Origin of the sequence: Enterobacter cloacae complex sp. IR5412 (assembly GCF_049237385.1) — a bacterium.
In the GTDB taxonomy this organism is placed as follows: Bacteria; Pseudomonadota; Gammaproteobacteria; order Enterobacterales; family Enterobacteriaceae; genus Enterobacter; species Enterobacter intestinihominis.
This window is the reverse complement of record NZ_JBMKHQ010000008.1, coordinates 75358-91543: the sequence shown is the minus strand read 5'-3', so window position 1 is coordinate 91543 and position 16186 is coordinate 75358. Positions and strand designations below refer to the sequence as shown.

The following is a 16186-nucleotide window of genomic DNA, read 5'->3' as shown; positions in this document are numbered from 1 at the left end:
CATTAAAAGTCGTCCCGGAGCGCGTAAAAAGGGCGACATAAAAAAACAGGATGAATACCATGTCCGATCGTATTTCGAGAGACGTGATTAATGCGCTTATTGCGGGTCACTTTGCCGACCCCTTTTCTGTGCTAGGGATGCACCGTACAGAGGCCGGACTGGAAGTTCGGGCGCTGTTACCGGATGCAACAGAAGTGTGGGTTATCGAACCCAAAACCGGCCGCAAGGTGGGTAATCTGGAATGCCTCGACTCGCGTGGCTTCTTCTCGGGCGTCATGCCCCGCCGTAAAAATCCTTTTCGTTATCAGCTTGCCGTTATCTGGCACGGTCAGCAAAACCTGATTGATGATCCCTATAGCTTCGGCCCGCTCTTAAAAGAGATGGACGCCTGGCTGCTGTCCGAAGGGACCCATTTACGCCCCTACGAAACGCTGGGTGCCCATGCGGATACCATGGACGGTATCACCGGCACGCGCTTTGCCGTATGGGCGCCAAACGCCCAGCGCGTCTCCGTCGTCGGGCAGTTCAACTACTGGGACGGTCGTCGTCACCCCATGCGCCTGCGCCGGGAAACCGGCATCTGGGAGCTGTTTATCCCCGGCGCGCACAACGGTCAGCTCTACAAATTCGAGATGATCGATGCCAACGGCAAGCTGCGTATTAAATCCGACCCGTACGCCTTTGAGGCCGAACTGCGCCCGAATACCGCCTCGCTGATTTGCGGTCTGCCGGAGAAGGTTGTCCAGAGCGAGGAGCGCAAGCAGGCCAACCGCTTTGATGCGCCGATCTCCGTCTATGAAGTGCATCTCGGCTCCTGGCGTCGCCACACCGATAACAACTTCTGGCTGAGCTATCGCGAGCTGGCGGACCAGCTGGTGCCGTACGCCAAATGGATGGGCTTTACCCATCTGGAGCTGCTGCCAATCAACGAACACCCGTTCGACGGTAGCTGGGGCTATCAGCCGACCGGGCTATATGCGCCTACGCGCCGCTTCGGCACGCGCGATGACTTCCGCTATTTCATTGATGCCGCGCACGCCGCCGGACTGAACGTGATCCTCGACTGGGTGCCGGGCCACTTCCCGTCGGATGATTTTGCGCTGGCAGAGTTTGACGGTACGAAGCTGTACGAGCACAGCGATCCGCGCGAAGGCTATCACCAGGACTGGAACACGCTGATCTACAACTACGGTCGCCGTGAAGTGTCAAACTACCTGGTCGGGAACGCGCTGTACTGGATCGAACGTTTCGGCATTGATGCCCTGCGCGTCGATGCGGTGGCGTCGATGATCTACCGCGACTACAGCCGCAAAGAGGGTGAGTGGATCCCAAACGAGTATGGCGGGCGTGAAAACCTCGAAGCGATTGAGTTTCTGCGCAACACCAACCGCATCATCGGCGAGCAGGTGGAAGGCGCCGTGACCATGGCTGAAGAGTCAACCGACTTCCCGGGCGTTTCCCGTCCACCGGCAATGGGCGGCCTGGGCTTCTGGTACAAGTGGAACCTCGGCTGGATGCACGACACGCTCGACTACATGAAGCTTGACCCGGTTTATCGTCAGTATCACCACGATAAGCTCACCTTCGGGCTGCTCTACAACTACACCGAAAACTTCATGCTGCCGCTGTCGCACGATGAAGTGGTACACGGCAAGAAATCCGTTCTCGACCGCATGCCGGGGGACGCGTGGCAGAAGTTTGCCAACCTGCGCGCCTATTACGGCTGGATGTTCGCCTTCCCGGGCAAAAAGCTGCTGTTTATGGGCAACGAATTTGCGCAAGGGCGCGAATGGAACCACGACACCAGCCTTGACTGGCATCTGCTGGAAGGCGCGGACAACTGGCACCACGGCGTGCAGCGTCTGGTTCGCGACCTGAACCTGACCTATCGCCACCACAAAGCGCTGCACGAGCTGGACTTCGATCCGTACGGCTTTGAGTGGCTGGTGGTGGACGACCACGAGCGCTCGGTGTTTGTCTTTGTACGACGTGATAAAGCCGGTAACGAGATCATCGTCGCCAGCAACTTCACGCCGATACCGCGCGAACACTACCGCTTCGGCATTAACCAGCCGGGCAAATGGCGCGAAATCCTTAACACCGACTCCATGCACTACCACGGCAGCAACGCCGGTAACGGCGGGCTGGTACAGAGCGACGCCATCGAAAGCCACGGTCGTCCGAACTCCCTTGGCCTGACGCTGCCGCCGCTGAGCACAATCTGGCTGGTGCGGGAGGGAGAATGACGCAGCTCTCGGCAGGTAAACCCGAACCGCTCGGGGCGAGTTTTGACGGAAAGGGGGTGAACTTCACGCTCTTTTCTGCCCATGCTGAGCGGGTGGAACTCTGTGTGTTTGACGGGGAAGGTAACGAACACCGTTACGATTTACCGGCGCGCACGGGGGATACCTGGCATGGCTACCTGCCCGGAGGACGGCCGGGGATGCACTACGGTTTTCGCGTACACGGCCCCTGGGAGCCCTCTCAGGGGCACTGGTTTAACCCGGCGAAGCTGCTGATTGACCCATGTGCGCACCGCGTGGACGGCGAGTTTAAAGACGACCCGCTGTTCCACGTTGGCTACGGCGAACCAGACCACCGCGACAGCGCACCCGTCGCGCCCAAAAGCGTGGTGGTACACGATCTCTACGACTGGGAAGACGATGCCCCGCCGCGCACGCCGTGGGGCAACACCGTTATTTATGAAGCCCACGTCAAAGGGCTGACGTATCTGCATCCGTCAATCCCCAAAGAGATGCGCGGTACCTACAAAGCGCTTGGACATCCGACGATGGTCGCGTACCTGAAGCACTTAGGGATCACCGCCCTGGAGCTGTTGCCCGTGGCGCATTTTGCCAGCGAGCCGCGGCTGCAGCGTCTTGGGTTAAGCAACTATTGGGGCTACAACCCGCTGGCGATGTTCGCCCTCGACCCGCGCTACGCGGTGCATCCGGAGAAGGCGCGGGATGAGTTTCGCGATGCGGTGAAGGCGCTTCACGCGGCGGGTATCGAGGTCATTCTGGACGTGGTGTTGAACCACAGTGCAGAAAGCGATCTTGATGGCCCGACGCTCTCACAGCGCGGAATCGATAACCGTAGCTATTATTGGATCAGGGACGACGGCGATTACGAGAACTGGACCGGGTGCGGTAACACCCTCAACCTCAGTGATCCGGCCGTTACGCATTACGCGTACGCGTGCCTGAAATACTGGGTTGAGACGTTCCACGTGGACGGTTTTCGTTTCGACCTGGCGCCGGTAATGGGGCGCACCCCGGCGTTCAGCCAGCAGGCGCCGCTGTTTGAGGCCATCAAAAACTGTCCGGTGCTTTCAAAGGTGAAGCTGATTGCGGAGCCCTGGGACATCGGCGAGGGCGGCTATCAGGTGGGGAACTTCCCGCCGCTGTTTGCCGAGTGGAACGACCACTTCCGCGATGCCGTCCGCCGCTTCTGGCTGACGCGCGATCTGTCGCTGGGGGAGTTTGCCGGTCGCTTTGCCGGCTCCAGCGATCTCTTTAAGCGTGACGGCAAACGTCCGTCGGCCACCATTAATCTGGTGACGGCGCACGACGGTTTTACGCTGCGCGACTGCGTTTGTTTCAATCAGAAACACAATGAGGCAAACGGCGAAGAGAATCGCGATGGGACTAACAACAACCATAGCTTTAACCATGGTATAGAAGGGTTAGGCGGAAGTCTGGATGTGATCGAGCGGCGACGCGCCAGCGTTCATGCGCTGCTGACGACGCTTTTGTTGTCGCAGGGCACGCCGATGCTGCTGGCGGGCGATGAGCACGGTCACAGCCAGCACGGCAACAACAACGCCTATTGCCAGGACAACACCCTGACCTGGCTCAACTGGGAAGAAGCGAACAGCGGGTTGACCCATTTCACCGCGGCGCTGATCCATCTTCGCCAGCACATCCCCGCGCTCACCGCCGACTGCTGGTGGGAAGAGGGCGACGGCAACGTTCGCTGGCTGAATAAAGACGCGCAACCGTTAAGCGCGCAAGAGTGGCAACACGGCATACCCTGTCTGCAAATCCTGCTTTCGGATGCGTGGCTGGTGACGCTGAACGCGACGGATGACGTCGCAGAGATTGTTTTACCTGACGGGGAATGGCGAGCCATTCCTCCCTTTGCCGGAGCGGATAATCCGGTTGTTATGGCTGTCTGGCACGGGCCTGCGCACGGAGTGTGCGTATTCCAAAGATGATAAAAAAGGAGTTAGTCATGGTTAGATTAGAGAAGAACGATCCGTTAATGTTGGCGCGCCAGCTACCATTAAAAACAGTTGCCCTGATCCTCGCGGGCGGGCGTGGTACCCGTCTGAAAGATTTGACCATCAAGCGCGCCAAACCGGCCGTTCACTTTGGTGGTAAGTTCCGTATTATCGATTTTGCACTGTCCAACTGCCTGAACTCAGGAATTCGCCGTATTGGCGTCATTACCCAGTATCAGTCGCACACGCTGGTGCAGCACATTCAGCGCGGCTGGTCATTCTTCAGCGAAGAGATGAACGAGTTTGTCGATCTGCTCCCGGCGCAGCAGCGCGTTCACGGGGAGAACTGGTACCGCGGCACGGCGGATGCCGTGACCCAGAACCTCGACATCATTCGCCGCTACAACGCGGAATACATCGTTATCCTCGCCGGGGACCACATCTACAAGCAAGATTACTCCCACATGCTGATCGACCACGTCGAAAAAGGTGCGCGCTGCACCGTGGCGTGTCTGCCGGTGCCTGTTGCAGAAGCAACCGCGTTTGGCGTGATGCATGTAGATGGCGACGACAAGATTATCGACTTTGTCGAAAAACCGGCGAATCCGCCAACCATGCCGGGAGACGACACCAAATCGCTCGCCAGCATGGGGATCTATGTCTTTGATGCCGATTATCTTTATGAGCTGCTGGAAGAAGACGACAAAGACGAAAACTCCAGCCACGACTTCGGTAAAGACATCATCCCGAAAATTACCAAAGCTGGCATGGCGTATGCACATCCTTTCCCATTGTCCTGCGTGCAGTCCGATCCAAATGCGGAACCTTACTGGCGCGACGTCGGCACGCTGGAAGCCTACTGGAAAGCCAACCTCGATTTGGCATCTGTGACGCCTGAACTGGATATGTACGACCAGAACTGGCCGATTCGCACCCATATGGAATCGCTGCCGCCGGCGAAGTTCGTCCAGGATCGCTCCGGCAGCCACGGTATGACGCTGAACTCGCTGGTCTCTGGCGGGTGCATTATCTCCGGTTCGGTGGTGGTGCAGTCCGTGCTGTTCCCGCGCGTGCGTATAAACTCATTCTGTAATATCGATTCGGCAGTCCTGCTGCCGGATGTCTGGGTAGGGCGCTCATGTCGTCTGCGTCGCTGCGTTATCGACCGTGCCTGCGTCATTCCCGAAGGGATGGTGATTGGGGAAAACGCGGAAGAAGATGCACGTCGTTTCTACCGATCGGAAGAGGGGATCGTGTTAGTAACACGGGAAATGTTGCGGAAGCTGCAAATCAAACAGGAGCGATGATGCAGGTTTTACACGTATGTTCTGAGATGTTCCCGTTGTTAAAAACGGGCGGACTGGCGGATGTTCTTGGTGCATTACCGGCGGCGCAAATTGCCGGAGGGGTGGATACCCGCGTGTTGTTACCCGCTTTTCCGGATATCCGGCGTGGTATTCCCGATGCGAAGGTTGTTACCCGCCGCGAGACCTTCGCGGGACGTATCACCCTGCTGTTTGGACATTACAATGGCGTAGGGATTTACCTGATTGATGCGCCGCATTTATACGACCGACCCGGCAGCCCGTATCACGATACCAACCTGTACGCCTATACCGATAACGTGCTGCGCTTTGCCCTGCTCGGCTGGGTGGGGGCGGAGATGGCCGTCGGGCTGGATCCGTTCTGGCGTCCGAACGTGGTGCACGCGCACGACTGGCATGCGGGGCTGGCTCCTGCATATCTGGCGGCGAAAGGACACCCGGCGAAATCGGTGTTTACGGTGCACAACCTGGCGTATCAGGGCATGTATTACGCGCATCATATGAATGACATCGATCTGCCATGGTCGTTCTTTAACATGCACGGACTGGAGTTTAACGGACAGATTTCGTTCCTGAAGGCCGGTCTGTACTACGCCGACCACATCACGGCGGTCAGCCCAACCTACGCGCGGGAAATTACCCAGCCGGAGTTCGGTTACGGTATGGAAGGGCTACTGCAACAGCGCCACCGTGAAGGTCGTCTGTCGGGCATTCTGAACGGCGTGGATGAACAGATCTGGAATCCGGAAACGGACCTCCTGCTGGCAGCGCGCTATGGTCGCGACTCCGTGGAGGACAAAGCGGAGAACAAGCGTCAGCTACAGATTGCGATGGGGCTGAAGGTCAACGACAAGGTACCGCTGTTTGCGGTGGTCAGCCGCCTGACCAGCCAGAAAGGGCTGGATCTGGTGCTGGAAGCGCTGCCGGGATTACTGGAGCAGGGTGGGCAGCTGGCGCTGCTCGGCGCGGGCGACCCGGTATTGCAGGAAGGTTTCCTCGCGGCCGCGGCGGAACATCCGGGGCAGGTGGGCGTGCAGATTGGCTATCACGAAGCGTTCTCGCACCGCATCATGGGCGGCGCAGACGTGATTCTGGTGCCGAGCCGTTTCGAGCCCTGCGGCCTGACGCAGCTCTATGGTCTGAAATACGGCACGCTGCCGCTGGTACGCCGCACGGGCGGGCTGGCGGATACGGTGTCTGACAGCTCCCTGGAAAACCTGGCGGATGGTATCGCCAGCGGGTTTGTTTTCGAGGACAGTAATGCCTGGTCGCTACTTCGGGCGATCCGGCGTGCTTTCGTCTTGTGGTCCCGTCCATCCCTGTGGCGTTACGTACAACGTCAGGCGATGTCCATGGACTTTGGCTGGCACGTTGCGGCGCAGTCCTACCGCGACCTTTATCAACGCTTGATGTAACGAGGCGAAGTTACTGATATGAATGCTCCATTTAGCTACTCTTCCCCCACGCTCAGCGTTGAGGCGTTGAAACACTCCATCGCCTATAAGCTGATGTTTACCATTGGGAAAGATCCCGTTATTGCCAACAAACATGAGTGGCTGAACGCCACGCTGTTTGCGGTGCGTGACCGTATGGTCGAACGCTGGCTGCGCTCCAACCGCGCCCAGCTCTCGCAGGAGACGCGACAGGTGTATTACCTGTCGATGGAGTTTTTGATTGGTCGCACCCTCTCCAATGCGCTGTTATCGCTCGGGATTTATGACGACGTCAAAAACGCACTGGAAGAGATGGGGCTGGACTTAGAAGAGCTGATTGACGAAGAGAACGACCCGGGGCTGGGTAACGGTGGTCTCGGGCGTCTTGCCGCCTGCTTCCTCGATTCACTGGCGACGCTGGCGCTGCCGGGACGCGGGTACGGTATTCGCTACGACTACGGCATGTTCAAGCAGAACATCGTTGATGGGCGTCAGAAAGAGTCGCCGGACTACTGGCTGGAGTACGGTAACCCGTGGGAGTTCAAGCGCCACAACACGCGCTACAAGGTGCGTTTTGGCGGGCGTATTCAGCAGGAAGGGAAAAAATCCCGCTGGGTGGAAACCGAAGAGATCCTCGCCGTGGCCTATGACCAGATTATCCCCGGCTACGACACCGATGCGACCAACACGCTGCGCCTGTGGAACGCGCAGGCCAGTAGCGAGATCAACCTCGGTAAATTCAATCAGGGTGACTACTTCGCGGCGGTGGAAGATAAAAACCACTCTGAGAACGTGTCCCGCGTCCTGTATCCGGATGACTCGACCTACTCGGGCCGCGAGCTGCGCCTGCGTCAGGAGTATTTCCTCGTCTCGGCAACGATTCAGGATATCCTTAGCCGTCACTATCAGCTGCACAAAACCTATGCGAATCTGGCGGAAAAAACCGCTATTCACCTCAACGATACCCATCCGGTGCTGTCGATCCCTGAGCTGATGCGCCTGCTGATTGACGAGCATAAGTTCAGCTGGGATGACGCGTTTGAAGTGACCTGCCAGGTGTTCTCGTACACCAACCATACGCTGATGAGTGAAGCGCTGGAGACGTGGCCGGTGGATATGCTCGGCAAAATTCTGCCGCGCCACCTGCAAATCATCTTCGAGATCAACGACTACTTCCTCAAGACCTTGCAGGAGCAGTACCCGAACGATACCGGCCTGCTGAGCCGCGCCTCGATCATTGATGAATCCAATGGTCGCCGCGTACGCATGGCCTGGCTGGCGGTGGTGATCAGCCATAAGGTTAACGGGGTTTCAGAGCTGCATTCGAACCTGATGGTGCAGTCGCTGTTTGCAGACTTTGCGAAGATCTTCCCGACGCGTTTCTGCAACGTGACCAACGGCGTCACCCCGCGCCGCTGGCTGGCGCTGGCGAACCAGCCGCTGTCTGACGTGCTGGACGAAAATATCGGCCGCACCTGGCGCACCGATTTGAGCCAGCTGAGCGAGCTTGAGCAACACATTGATTTTCCGACGGTGAACAAAGCCGTACGGGAAGCCAAGCTGCTGAACAAGAAACGGCTGTCAGTCTGGCTGGCGATGCATCTCAACGTGGTGGCGAACCCGAAAGCGCTGTTCGACGTGCAGATCAAACGTATCCACGAGTACAAGCGTCAGCTGATGAACGTCCTGCACGTCATCACTCACTACAACCGCATTAAGGCTGACCCGACAGCGGAGTGGGTGCCGCGCGTGAAAATCTTTGCCGGTAAGGCGGCCTCCGCGTACTACATGGCGAAGCACATCATTCATCTTATCAACGATGTGGCGAAGGTAGTGAACCAGGATCCGGACATTGGCGACAAGCTGAAAGTGGTGTTTATCCCGAACTACAGCGTAAGCCTGGCGCAGCTGATTATTCCGGCGGCGGATCTCTCAGAGCAGATTTCCACGGCGGGGACGGAAGCATCCGGCACCAGCAACATGAAGTTTGCCCTGAACGGCGCGCTGACCATCGGCACGCTGGACGGCGCAAATGTCGAAATGCTGGAGCATGTGGGCGCGGAGAATATCTTTATCTTCGGGAATACGGCGGAAGAGGTAGAGGCGCTTCGCAAGCAGGGCTACTCGCCGCGTGAGTATTATGAAGAGGATGAAGAGTTACGCCAGGTGCTGACGCAAATCGCCACCGGGGTGTTTAACCCTGAGGAGCCTGGGCGCTATCGTGACCTGGTGGACTCGCTGATTAACTTTGGCGATCACTATCAGGTGCTGGCGGATTACCGCAGCTACGTGGATTGTCAGGATAAGGTGGACGAACTGTACCGTCAGCAGGAGAAGTGGACCAGCGCCGCGATGCATAACATCGCCAACATGGGATACTTCTCGTCAGACAGGACCATCAAAGAGTATGCCGAGAATATCTGGCATATTGATCCGGTGCGGTTGTAAAAACAAAGCCGGGTGGCGGCTCCGCCTTACCCGGCCTACTCGATCCTGTAGGCCCGGTAAGCGCAGCGCCACCGGGCATTTTTTGTCACCCTCAGGACGCCAGTGACAATTCACGCTTTCCCGCATGCTGTTGCAACCATTGCGCCACGCGAGACTGCTGCTCGGCATTCAGCCACATCCCTTCTTTAGTACGACGCCAGATGGCATCGTCCAGACGGCGCACCCATTCGTGTTCCACCAGGTAGCGCAGTTCCGCTTCGTACAGCTCATGGCCAAAATGCTCGCCCAGATCGGCAATCTCTTTTGCGTCGCCGAGGAACAGTTCGGTATTGCTGCCGTAGGTGCGGGCGTAGTGGCGCGCCATTCCTTCGGTAATGAACGGGAAGCGGCGACGCAGCTTCGCGGCGTAATCGTCGCGGTTATTGCCGATATCGCCGCCAGGCAGCACGGCGCCTTTCGTCCACGCCGGGCCGATGCCTTTGTAATACGGCGCCAGTTTCTCCAGCGCGTGCTCCGCCAGTTTACGGTAGGTGGTGAGCTTACCGCCAAACACCGACAGCAGCGGCGCCTGACCGTCCACGTCATGAATATCAAGCGTATAGTCACGGGTGATGGCCTGCGGTGAGTCAGACTCGTCATCACACAGCGGACGCACGCCGGAGTAGGTCCAGACCACGTCATCGCGCGCCAGCTGTTTTTTAAAGTGTGCGTTGTACACTTTCAGCAGGTAGCTGACTTCGCTCTCTTCAATCTCAACGTTTTTCGGATCGCCCTTGTACTCCACGTCAGTGGTGCCGATGATGGAGAACTCGTCCATCCACGGGATCACAAACACGATGCGCTTGTCTTCGTTTTGCAGGATATAAGCCTGCTTCTGGGTATGCACGCGCGGCACCACAATGTGGCTGCCCTTGATCAGGCGGATGCCGTACGGAGAAGGCAGGTGCATACCGTCATCGAAGAACTGTTTCACCCACGGGCCGGTGGCGTTCACCAGGCCGCGCGCTTTCCAGCTAAACTTCTCACCGGTATCTACGTCTTCCGCTTCCACAATCCACAGGCCGTTTTCGCGGCGCGCGGCGGTCGCGCGGGTACGGGTTTTCACCTCGCCGCCTTTCTTCTCGACCATCTGCGCGTTAGCCAGCACCAGACGCGCATCGTCCACCCAGCAGTCAGAATATTCGAAACCGCGCACGATTTCAGGCTTAAGGACCGATTCTGAGCCAAAACGCAAACCGGTCGAACCCGGCAGGCTGGTGCGTTTACCCAGATGATCGTACATGAACAGGCCGATGCGGATCATCCACGCCGGACGCAGGTGCGGGCGGTGAGGCAGGCGGAAGCGCATCGGGATCGCCAGATGCGGAGCCATTTTCAGCAGCACTTCGCGTTCGGCCAGCGCTTCGCTGACCAGGCGGAATTCGTAGTGTTCCAGGTAGCGCAGGCCTCCATGGATCAGCTTGGAGCTGGCGGACGACGTCGCGCAGGCGAGATCGTTAGCTTCCAGCATCAGCACGGATAAACCGCGTCCTGCGGCATCAACCGCAATACCGGCACCGTTGATGCCCCCGCCTATCACAATCAGATCTTTGGTTTCCATAACACCCTCATGCACTTTCGTTAAAGCTCAAAAATGTTCGATATCGCTCATAATAGCAAAGGAACGCGCTTTTGGTAACATCAAAAAAACAATTTAGAGTGATATGGATAACATAATGGCGTTTACCCGCCGCCAGGACGTACACTACGGGGTAAAATCGTGCGACTAACTTTTCTCCCTCTCCCTGTGGGAGAGGGCTGGGGTGAGGGCACCAGAGCGCACCCAACCAGAACAACAGAAAGAGAACACCATGGATCAGTTTGAATGTATTAACGTAGAAGAAGCCCATCAGAAGATGCACCAGAAAACCGCGGTGCTGGTGGATATCCGCGATCCGCAGAGCTTTGCGATGGGCCACACGCCGGGCGCGTTCCATCTCACCAACGACACGCTGGGCGCGTTTATGCGCGATAACGACTTCGACACGCCGGTGATGGTGATGTGCTATCACGGCAACAGCAGTAAAGGCGCGGCGCAGTATCTGCTCCAGCAGGGTTACGACGCGGTATACAGCGTCGATGGCGGCTTCGATGCATGGCATCGTCATTTCCCGGCAGAAGTTGAATACGCGTTTGAGCGCTGATCCCGCTATACTGTCCCCTTTTGTGTGGAAATAAGCGACCGCTGCCCATGTTGATGATCACCTCTTTTAGCAACCCGCGCGTCGCCCAGGCGTTTGTCGACTATATGGCGACGCAGGGCATTATCCTGACTATTCAGCAGCATACACAGACGGATGTCTGGCTGGCAGACGAAAGCCAGGCTGGGCGCGTGAACGCCGAGCTGGCGCGTTTCCTGGAAAACCCGGGCGACCCGCGTTATCTGGCAGCAAGCTGGCAATCCGGCCAGACCGACAGTGGCCTGCACTATCAACGTTTTCCGTTTCTCGCCACCCTCCGCGAGCGCGCAGGACCGTTTACGCTGCTTTTGATGGCAGCCTGCATCATCGTCTTCATTATTATGAGCGTGGTGGGCGACCAGAGCGTGATGATTGCCCTCGCATGGCCGTACGATCCCTCCCTGCAATTTGACGTCTGGCGCTACTTCACGCATGCGCTGATGCACTTCTCGGTGATGCATATCCTCTTTAACCTGCTGTGGTGGTGGTATCTCGGCGGAGCAGTGGAGAAGCGGCTCGGCAGCGGCAAGCTGATTGTGATCACCCTTATCAGCGCCCTGTTAAGCGGCTATGTGCAGCATAAATTCAGCGGTCCGTGGTTTGGCGGGTTATCCGGCGTGGTGTACGCCCTGATGGGTTACGCCTGGCTCAGAGGCGAGCGCGACCCGGAAAGCGGCATCTATTTACAACGTGGATTAATAACCTTTGCGTTAATATGGCTTATTGCCGGATGGTTTGATCTGTTTGGTATGTCTATCGCCAATGGTGCGCACGTTACCGGCCTGGCGGTCGGGCTGGCGATGGCGCTGGCCGATACGCTCCATGCGCGAAAACGAACATAATTCCCAGGGATATTTCATGAAACAAACACAACGTCATGACGCCATTATCGAACTGGTAAAAAAACAGGGATACGTCAGTACTGAAGAGCTGGTGGAGCAGTTTGCCGTCAGCCCGCAAACCATCCGTCGTGACCTCAACGACCTGGCCGATCAGAACCGTATTCTGCGCCATCACGGCGGCGCGGCGCTGCCGTCCAGCTCGGTGAACACCTCATGGCATGACCGTAAGGCGACGCAAACGGCAGAGAAAGAGCGTATCGCCCGTAAAGTGGCGAGCCAGATCCCGAACGGCGCGACGCTGTTTATTGATATCGGCACCACGCCGGAAGCGGTCGCCCATGCGCTGCTGAATCACGAGAACCTCCGCGTGGTGACCAACAACCTGAACGTGGCTAACACGTTGATGCAGAAAGACGATTTTCGCATCATCCTCGCGGGCGGCGAACTGCGCAGCCGCGACGGGGGCATTATCGGCGAAGCGACGCTCGATTTTATCTCTCAGTTTCGCCTCGATTTCGGCATTCTGGGGATCAGCGGCATCGACACCGACGGCTCGCTGCTGGAGTTTGATTACCACGAGGTGCGCACCAAGCGCGCGATTATTGAGAACTCACGCCACGTGATGCTGGTGGTGGATCACTCGAAATTTGGCCGCAATGCGATGGTCAACATGGGCAGCATTAGCATGGTGAATGCGGTCTACACCGACGAGATGCCGCCGGCGGGCGTGTTGCAGGTGATTAAGGATAACAATTTGCAGCTGGAGTTGTGCTAGCGGTTGTGTCGGGTGGCGCTGCGCTTACCCGACCTACAAATTGTTCTCCCTCTCCCTGTGGGAGAGGGCCGGGGTGAGGGCATCAGGCCGCACAAAACTAAACTCCGTACCCCATCATCTTCAACAACTGCTGCGCATGCTGCACCGCGTCCTGACGGTGCGCCACGCCCAGCTTCTGATACAGATTGCGAATGTGCGTTTTGATGGTGGTTGCCGCCACCGCCAGCTCACCGGCTATCTGCTCGTTGCTGTAGCCTGAATAGATCAGCCCCAGCACCTGCCATTCACGCTGTGTGAGCGGGCTGGTGCGGATAAGCTCCGGTACTTCCGGATGGTTCAGCAGACGTTCAACAAAGTTCTCATCGAAGTGCGCAAACTTGTGGCGATGGTGCTGGTTGATCTCGCGCAGAATGCGCTGGGCGCGATGCTGATCGAGTTCCGGCAGCGTGTTGAGCTGAATCAGCTGGCGCAACTGCTGGGCCATCACTTCACCCTCAATCACAAAGTGGCTGATAAACCCGGTGCGGTTCGCCAGCTGTAACGCTTCCAGCAGTACGCGCTGGGCATCGTTTTTGCGGCCCGCCTGCCAGTAAAGCTGGTTTAACAGCAGCAGGTTGCGGTTTAAATCGCTCATCAGGCGCAGGCTGCGGGCGTTTTCGTTTAACTCTTCCAGCACAATCTCGGCAGGCTCAAAGTCACCCAGCAGGATCTGCACGCGGGCAATATTGCGCCACTGGCTTTGCAGGAAGTGGTTATTGGCAAATTCTGGTTTAGGCGTGTGACGCAGCCAGTTGGCGGCGGACTTTTTATCGCCGGTCATCTGCCAGTAAATCACCCGGACCTTATCGGCGTTGGAGACCCAGTCGCTATGGTACTGCCCGTTGCCGAGCAGGTTTTCCAGGCGGTTAAGGTGGTTGCGGGCATTATCCAGGTCGCCGCGTGCCAGCGAGCACTGCACCAGCAGGGCCAGGCACTGGAGTTGCTGCTGCGGCTGGAAGCTCGAAAGCACATTCAGGCCCTGGCGGGCGCAGCTTTCTGCTTCATCCAGACGCGACCATGCCCAGAGCAGCTGAGCGCGAATACGCAACAGGAACTCGTGCATCGGCAGCTGTTCCAGATGCTGTTCACGGATCAGCTGGAACGCTTTCTCCTGGTTTTCCCAGGCGGCCTGCAGGAACCCCTGAGCAAATAAAATCTCGCTTTGCTGGATCAGGCTCCACAGTGCGTAGTGCCAGACATCGTGGCGGCGGGCCATCTGTTCGGTTTGCTGCATGAGCGAAAGCGAACGCGTGAGGTCGCCCTTACAGTGCAGCACTTCGCCGTGTACCGAGGTGGCCACAATACGGCTGTAGAAATTCGCCAGCGGCAGCTCATCCAGCGCGACCATCGCCAGCCGTTCGGCTTCTTCCGGGTCGCCGTCGTTAATCGCCACCTGCGCACGCAGGGCGTTAAATTCGCCGTGCAGGGTGGCATCCATCTCGCTTTCCATCTCCTGCTCGGCGCGCGCCAGCAGGGTGTTCACTTCGCTGTAGCGATGCTGGCTCTGCATCAGCCAGGCCTGGAGCAGCACCAGACGCGGATTCTCCAGCAGGCTCTCCCACGGCAGCGCTTTTAACGACTCTTCCAGCAGCGTCAGTTCGCTGTGGTTGAACAGTCCCCACGCGTGGTTGAGCAGAATATCGCGCAGCATACCGGCATCTCCGGCGGCCAGCGCATGGTGGATAGCCTCGCTCGGGAAACCTTGCGCCATCCAGCTTTCGGCGGCGGCGCGGTGAATTTCTGGCAGCTCTGCGGCCATCTCCCACTGGCAACGCTGGCGCAGGAAGCTGCCAAACAGCGGATGGTAGCTAAACCATTCGCCGGGATCGTCCATTCGCGTCAGGAACAAACCCTGACGTTCAATCTCTTCGAGCTGAAGCTGCCCGTTTTCAATACCGGTGACGCGCACAATCAGCGCATCGTTCATCGAACGTAGCAGGGAGCTTTTCAGCAGGAAATGGCGGGTAGTGAGGTCTACGCTGTTGAGTACCTCATCCACCAGATAATCCGACAGGTGGCTGGCGTTGATGCCCGCCAGGCGGCGCGCGGACTGGTGCGTTGGGCTATTGTTTTGCCGCGCGGAAAGGGCAATCAGCTGAAGCGCCGTGGCCCAGCCTGCAACGTCATCACACAGGCGGCTGCTTTCCGACGCCTCAATCGGAGAAGTCAGACGGCAGTCAAAGAACTGTTTCGCTTCCTGATGGGTAAAGGCCAGCTGCTGACTGCCGATTTCCAGCAGCTGATCGCGCACCCGCAGGTTGGCAATGCCCAGCTGCGGAAGGTTGCGCGACAGGACGACCAGCGTCAGGTTTTCCGGCTGATGGCGCAGGAAGAACCGCATGGACTCGTGAATAACCGGGTTGGTGATCAGATGATAATCATCAATCACCACATACAGCGGGCGATGCCATTCGGCCAGTTCGATAAACAGCTGGGAGAACAGAGAGGACAGGCTGGCGTACTGGCGCTTTTGCACCATCACCTCGCTGGTGACGCAGTGTCCGTTGGTTGCCTGCTGAATCGCGGCAATTAAATAGCTGGCAAAACGCTCCTGCTGGTTATCACCTTCATCCAGGGAGTACCAGCCAAGATCGCTTTTACCTGCCGCCCATTGCGAAATGAGCGTTGTTTTTCCATAACCCGCAGGACTCGTAACCAGCGCCAGTCGGAAATTATGCGCACCGGAAAGTTTAGCCAGCAGGCGCTCGCGGACCACAGTATGGTCAAGACGAACCGGGCGACTTAATTTGGACGGAATCAACATAGTTTTCACTTCACTGTGGGGAACGAGAGAATTTATTTTTTTTGCGCTTCGTAATTAATATCTATAAGTTCGGCCAATAGAGGAACTATTGCAAGTTATGTCTGGGTTTGGAGGCTCTG

10 protein-coding genes are annotated in these 16186 nt (G+C 57.7%); 8 read left to right on the top strand and 2 right to left on the bottom strand.

What is annotated here, in order from left to right; genetic code table 11:
* The first annotated feature begins 59 nt into the window (after window positions 1–59).
* Genes glgB through glgP form a run of 5 tightly spaced genes read left to right on the top strand, consistent with a single transcriptional unit; the run spans window position 60 to window position 9428 of the window.
* Entirely contained in the window at window positions 60–2246 is a 2187-nt protein-coding gene (gene glgB / locus ACOTX2_RS15545) for a 1,4-alpha-glucan branching enzyme (RefSeq protein WP_023298793.1), read from the top strand.
* Window positions 2243–4216: a glycogen debranching protein GlgX gene (gene glgX, locus ACOTX2_RS15540; RefSeq protein WP_063148123.1), complete on the top strand. Its 1974-nt coding sequence runs from the start codon at window positions 2243–2245 to the stop codon at window positions 4214–4216. Before glgB ends, glgX begins: the two co-directional genes overlap by 4 nt.
* Before the next feature lie 17 nt (window positions 4217–4233).
* A complete protein-coding gene (glgC, locus tag ACOTX2_RS15535) occupies window positions 4234–5529 on the top strand; it encodes a glucose-1-phosphate adenylyltransferase (protein ID WP_003861582.1) in 1296 nt (431 codons plus the stop codon).
* Window positions 5529–6962 (top strand): glycogen synthase GlgA, encoded by a 1434-nt coding sequence (gene glgA, locus ACOTX2_RS15530; protein WP_022649646.1) that lies wholly within the window; start codon window positions 5529–5531, stop codon window positions 6960–6962. Before glgC ends, glgA begins: the two co-directional genes overlap by 1 nt.
* Window positions 6963–6980: 18 nt before the next feature.
* On the top strand, window positions 6981–9428 hold the full coding sequence (glgP, locus tag ACOTX2_RS15525) for a glycogen phosphorylase (protein ID WP_023307123.1): 2448 nt from the start codon (window positions 6981–6983) through the stop codon (window positions 9426–9428).
* A gap of 91 nt (window positions 9429–9519) precedes the next feature.
* Here the strand turns inward: glgP and glpD are convergent, their stop codons facing one another.
* Window positions 9520–11028, bottom strand: coding sequence for a glycerol-3-phosphate dehydrogenase (gene glpD / locus ACOTX2_RS15520; protein WP_023298790.1), 1509 nt, complete (start codon window positions 11026–11028; stop codon window positions 9520–9522).
* 250 nt (window positions 11029–11278) lie between these two features.
* Here glpD and glpE point away from each other — a divergent pair, with 250 nt between their 5' ends.
* From glpE to ACOTX2_RS15505, 3 genes are read left to right on the top strand one after another with little or no spacing between them, the layout of a single operon-like run.
* Window positions 11279–11611 carry a thiosulfate sulfurtransferase GlpE gene (glpE, locus tag ACOTX2_RS15515; RefSeq protein ID WP_022649643.1) on the top strand — a complete coding sequence of 111 codons (333 nt, stop codon included), beginning with the start codon at window positions 11279–11281 and terminating at the stop codon, window positions 11609–11611.
* A 47-nt stretch (window positions 11612–11658) separates the two neighbouring features.
* Window positions 11659–12489: a rhomboid family intramembrane serine protease GlpG gene (gene glpG / locus ACOTX2_RS15510; RefSeq protein WP_022649642.1), complete on the top strand. Its 831-nt coding sequence runs from the start codon at window positions 11659–11661 to the stop codon at window positions 12487–12489.
* 16 nt (window positions 12490–12505) lie between these two features.
* Window positions 12506–13264 carry a DeoR/GlpR family transcriptional regulator gene (locus ACOTX2_RS15505; protein WP_022649641.1) on the top strand — a complete coding sequence of 253 codons (759 nt, stop codon included), beginning with the start codon at window positions 12506–12508 and terminating at the stop codon, window positions 13262–13264.
* 97 nt (window positions 13265–13361) lie between these two features.
* On the opposite strand, the gene malT is transcribed toward ACOTX2_RS15505, so the two are convergent.
* Window positions 13362–16067: an HTH-type transcriptional regulator MalT gene (malT, locus tag ACOTX2_RS15500; protein WP_022649640.1), complete on the bottom strand. Its 2706-nt coding sequence runs from the start codon at window positions 16065–16067 to the stop codon at window positions 13362–13364.
* Between the last annotated feature and the right edge of the window lie 119 nt (window positions 16068–16186).

What these genes read in the sequence shown, in the direction of transcription:
- malT (WP_022649640.1), bottom strand. Translation starts at nt 16,067, where the DNA reads ATGTTGATTCCGTCCAAATTAAGTCGCCCGGTTCGTCTTGACCATACT.
- glgP (WP_023307123.1), top strand. Translation starts at nt 6,981, where the DNA reads ATGAATGCTCCATTTAGCTACTCTTCCCCCACGCTCAGCGTTGAGGCG.
- glgB (WP_023298793.1), top strand. Translation starts at nt 60, where the DNA reads ATGTCCGATCGTATTTCGAGAGACGTGATTAATGCGCTTATTGCGGGT.
- glgA (WP_022649646.1), top strand. Translation starts at nt 5,529, where the DNA reads ATGCAGGTTTTACACGTATGTTCTGAGATGTTCCCGTTGTTAAAAACG.
- ACOTX2_RS15505 (WP_022649641.1), top strand. Translation starts at nt 12,506, where the DNA reads ATGAAACAAACACAACGTCATGACGCCATTATCGAACTGGTAAAAAAA.
- glgX (WP_063148123.1), top strand. Translation starts at nt 2,243, where the DNA reads ATGACGCAGCTCTCGGCAGGTAAACCCGAACCGCTCGGGGCGAGTTTT.
- glpG (WP_022649642.1), top strand. Translation starts at nt 11,659, where the DNA reads ATGTTGATGATCACCTCTTTTAGCAACCCGCGCGTCGCCCAGGCGTTT.
- glpE (WP_022649643.1), top strand. Translation starts at nt 11,279, where the DNA reads ATGGATCAGTTTGAATGTATTAACGTAGAAGAAGCCCATCAGAAGATG.
- glpD (WP_023298790.1), bottom strand. Translation starts at nt 11,028, where the DNA reads ATGGAAACCAAAGATCTGATTGTGATAGGCGGGGGCATCAACGGTGCC.
- glgC (WP_003861582.1), top strand. Translation starts at nt 4,234, where the DNA reads ATGGTTAGATTAGAGAAGAACGATCCGTTAATGTTGGCGCGCCAGCTA.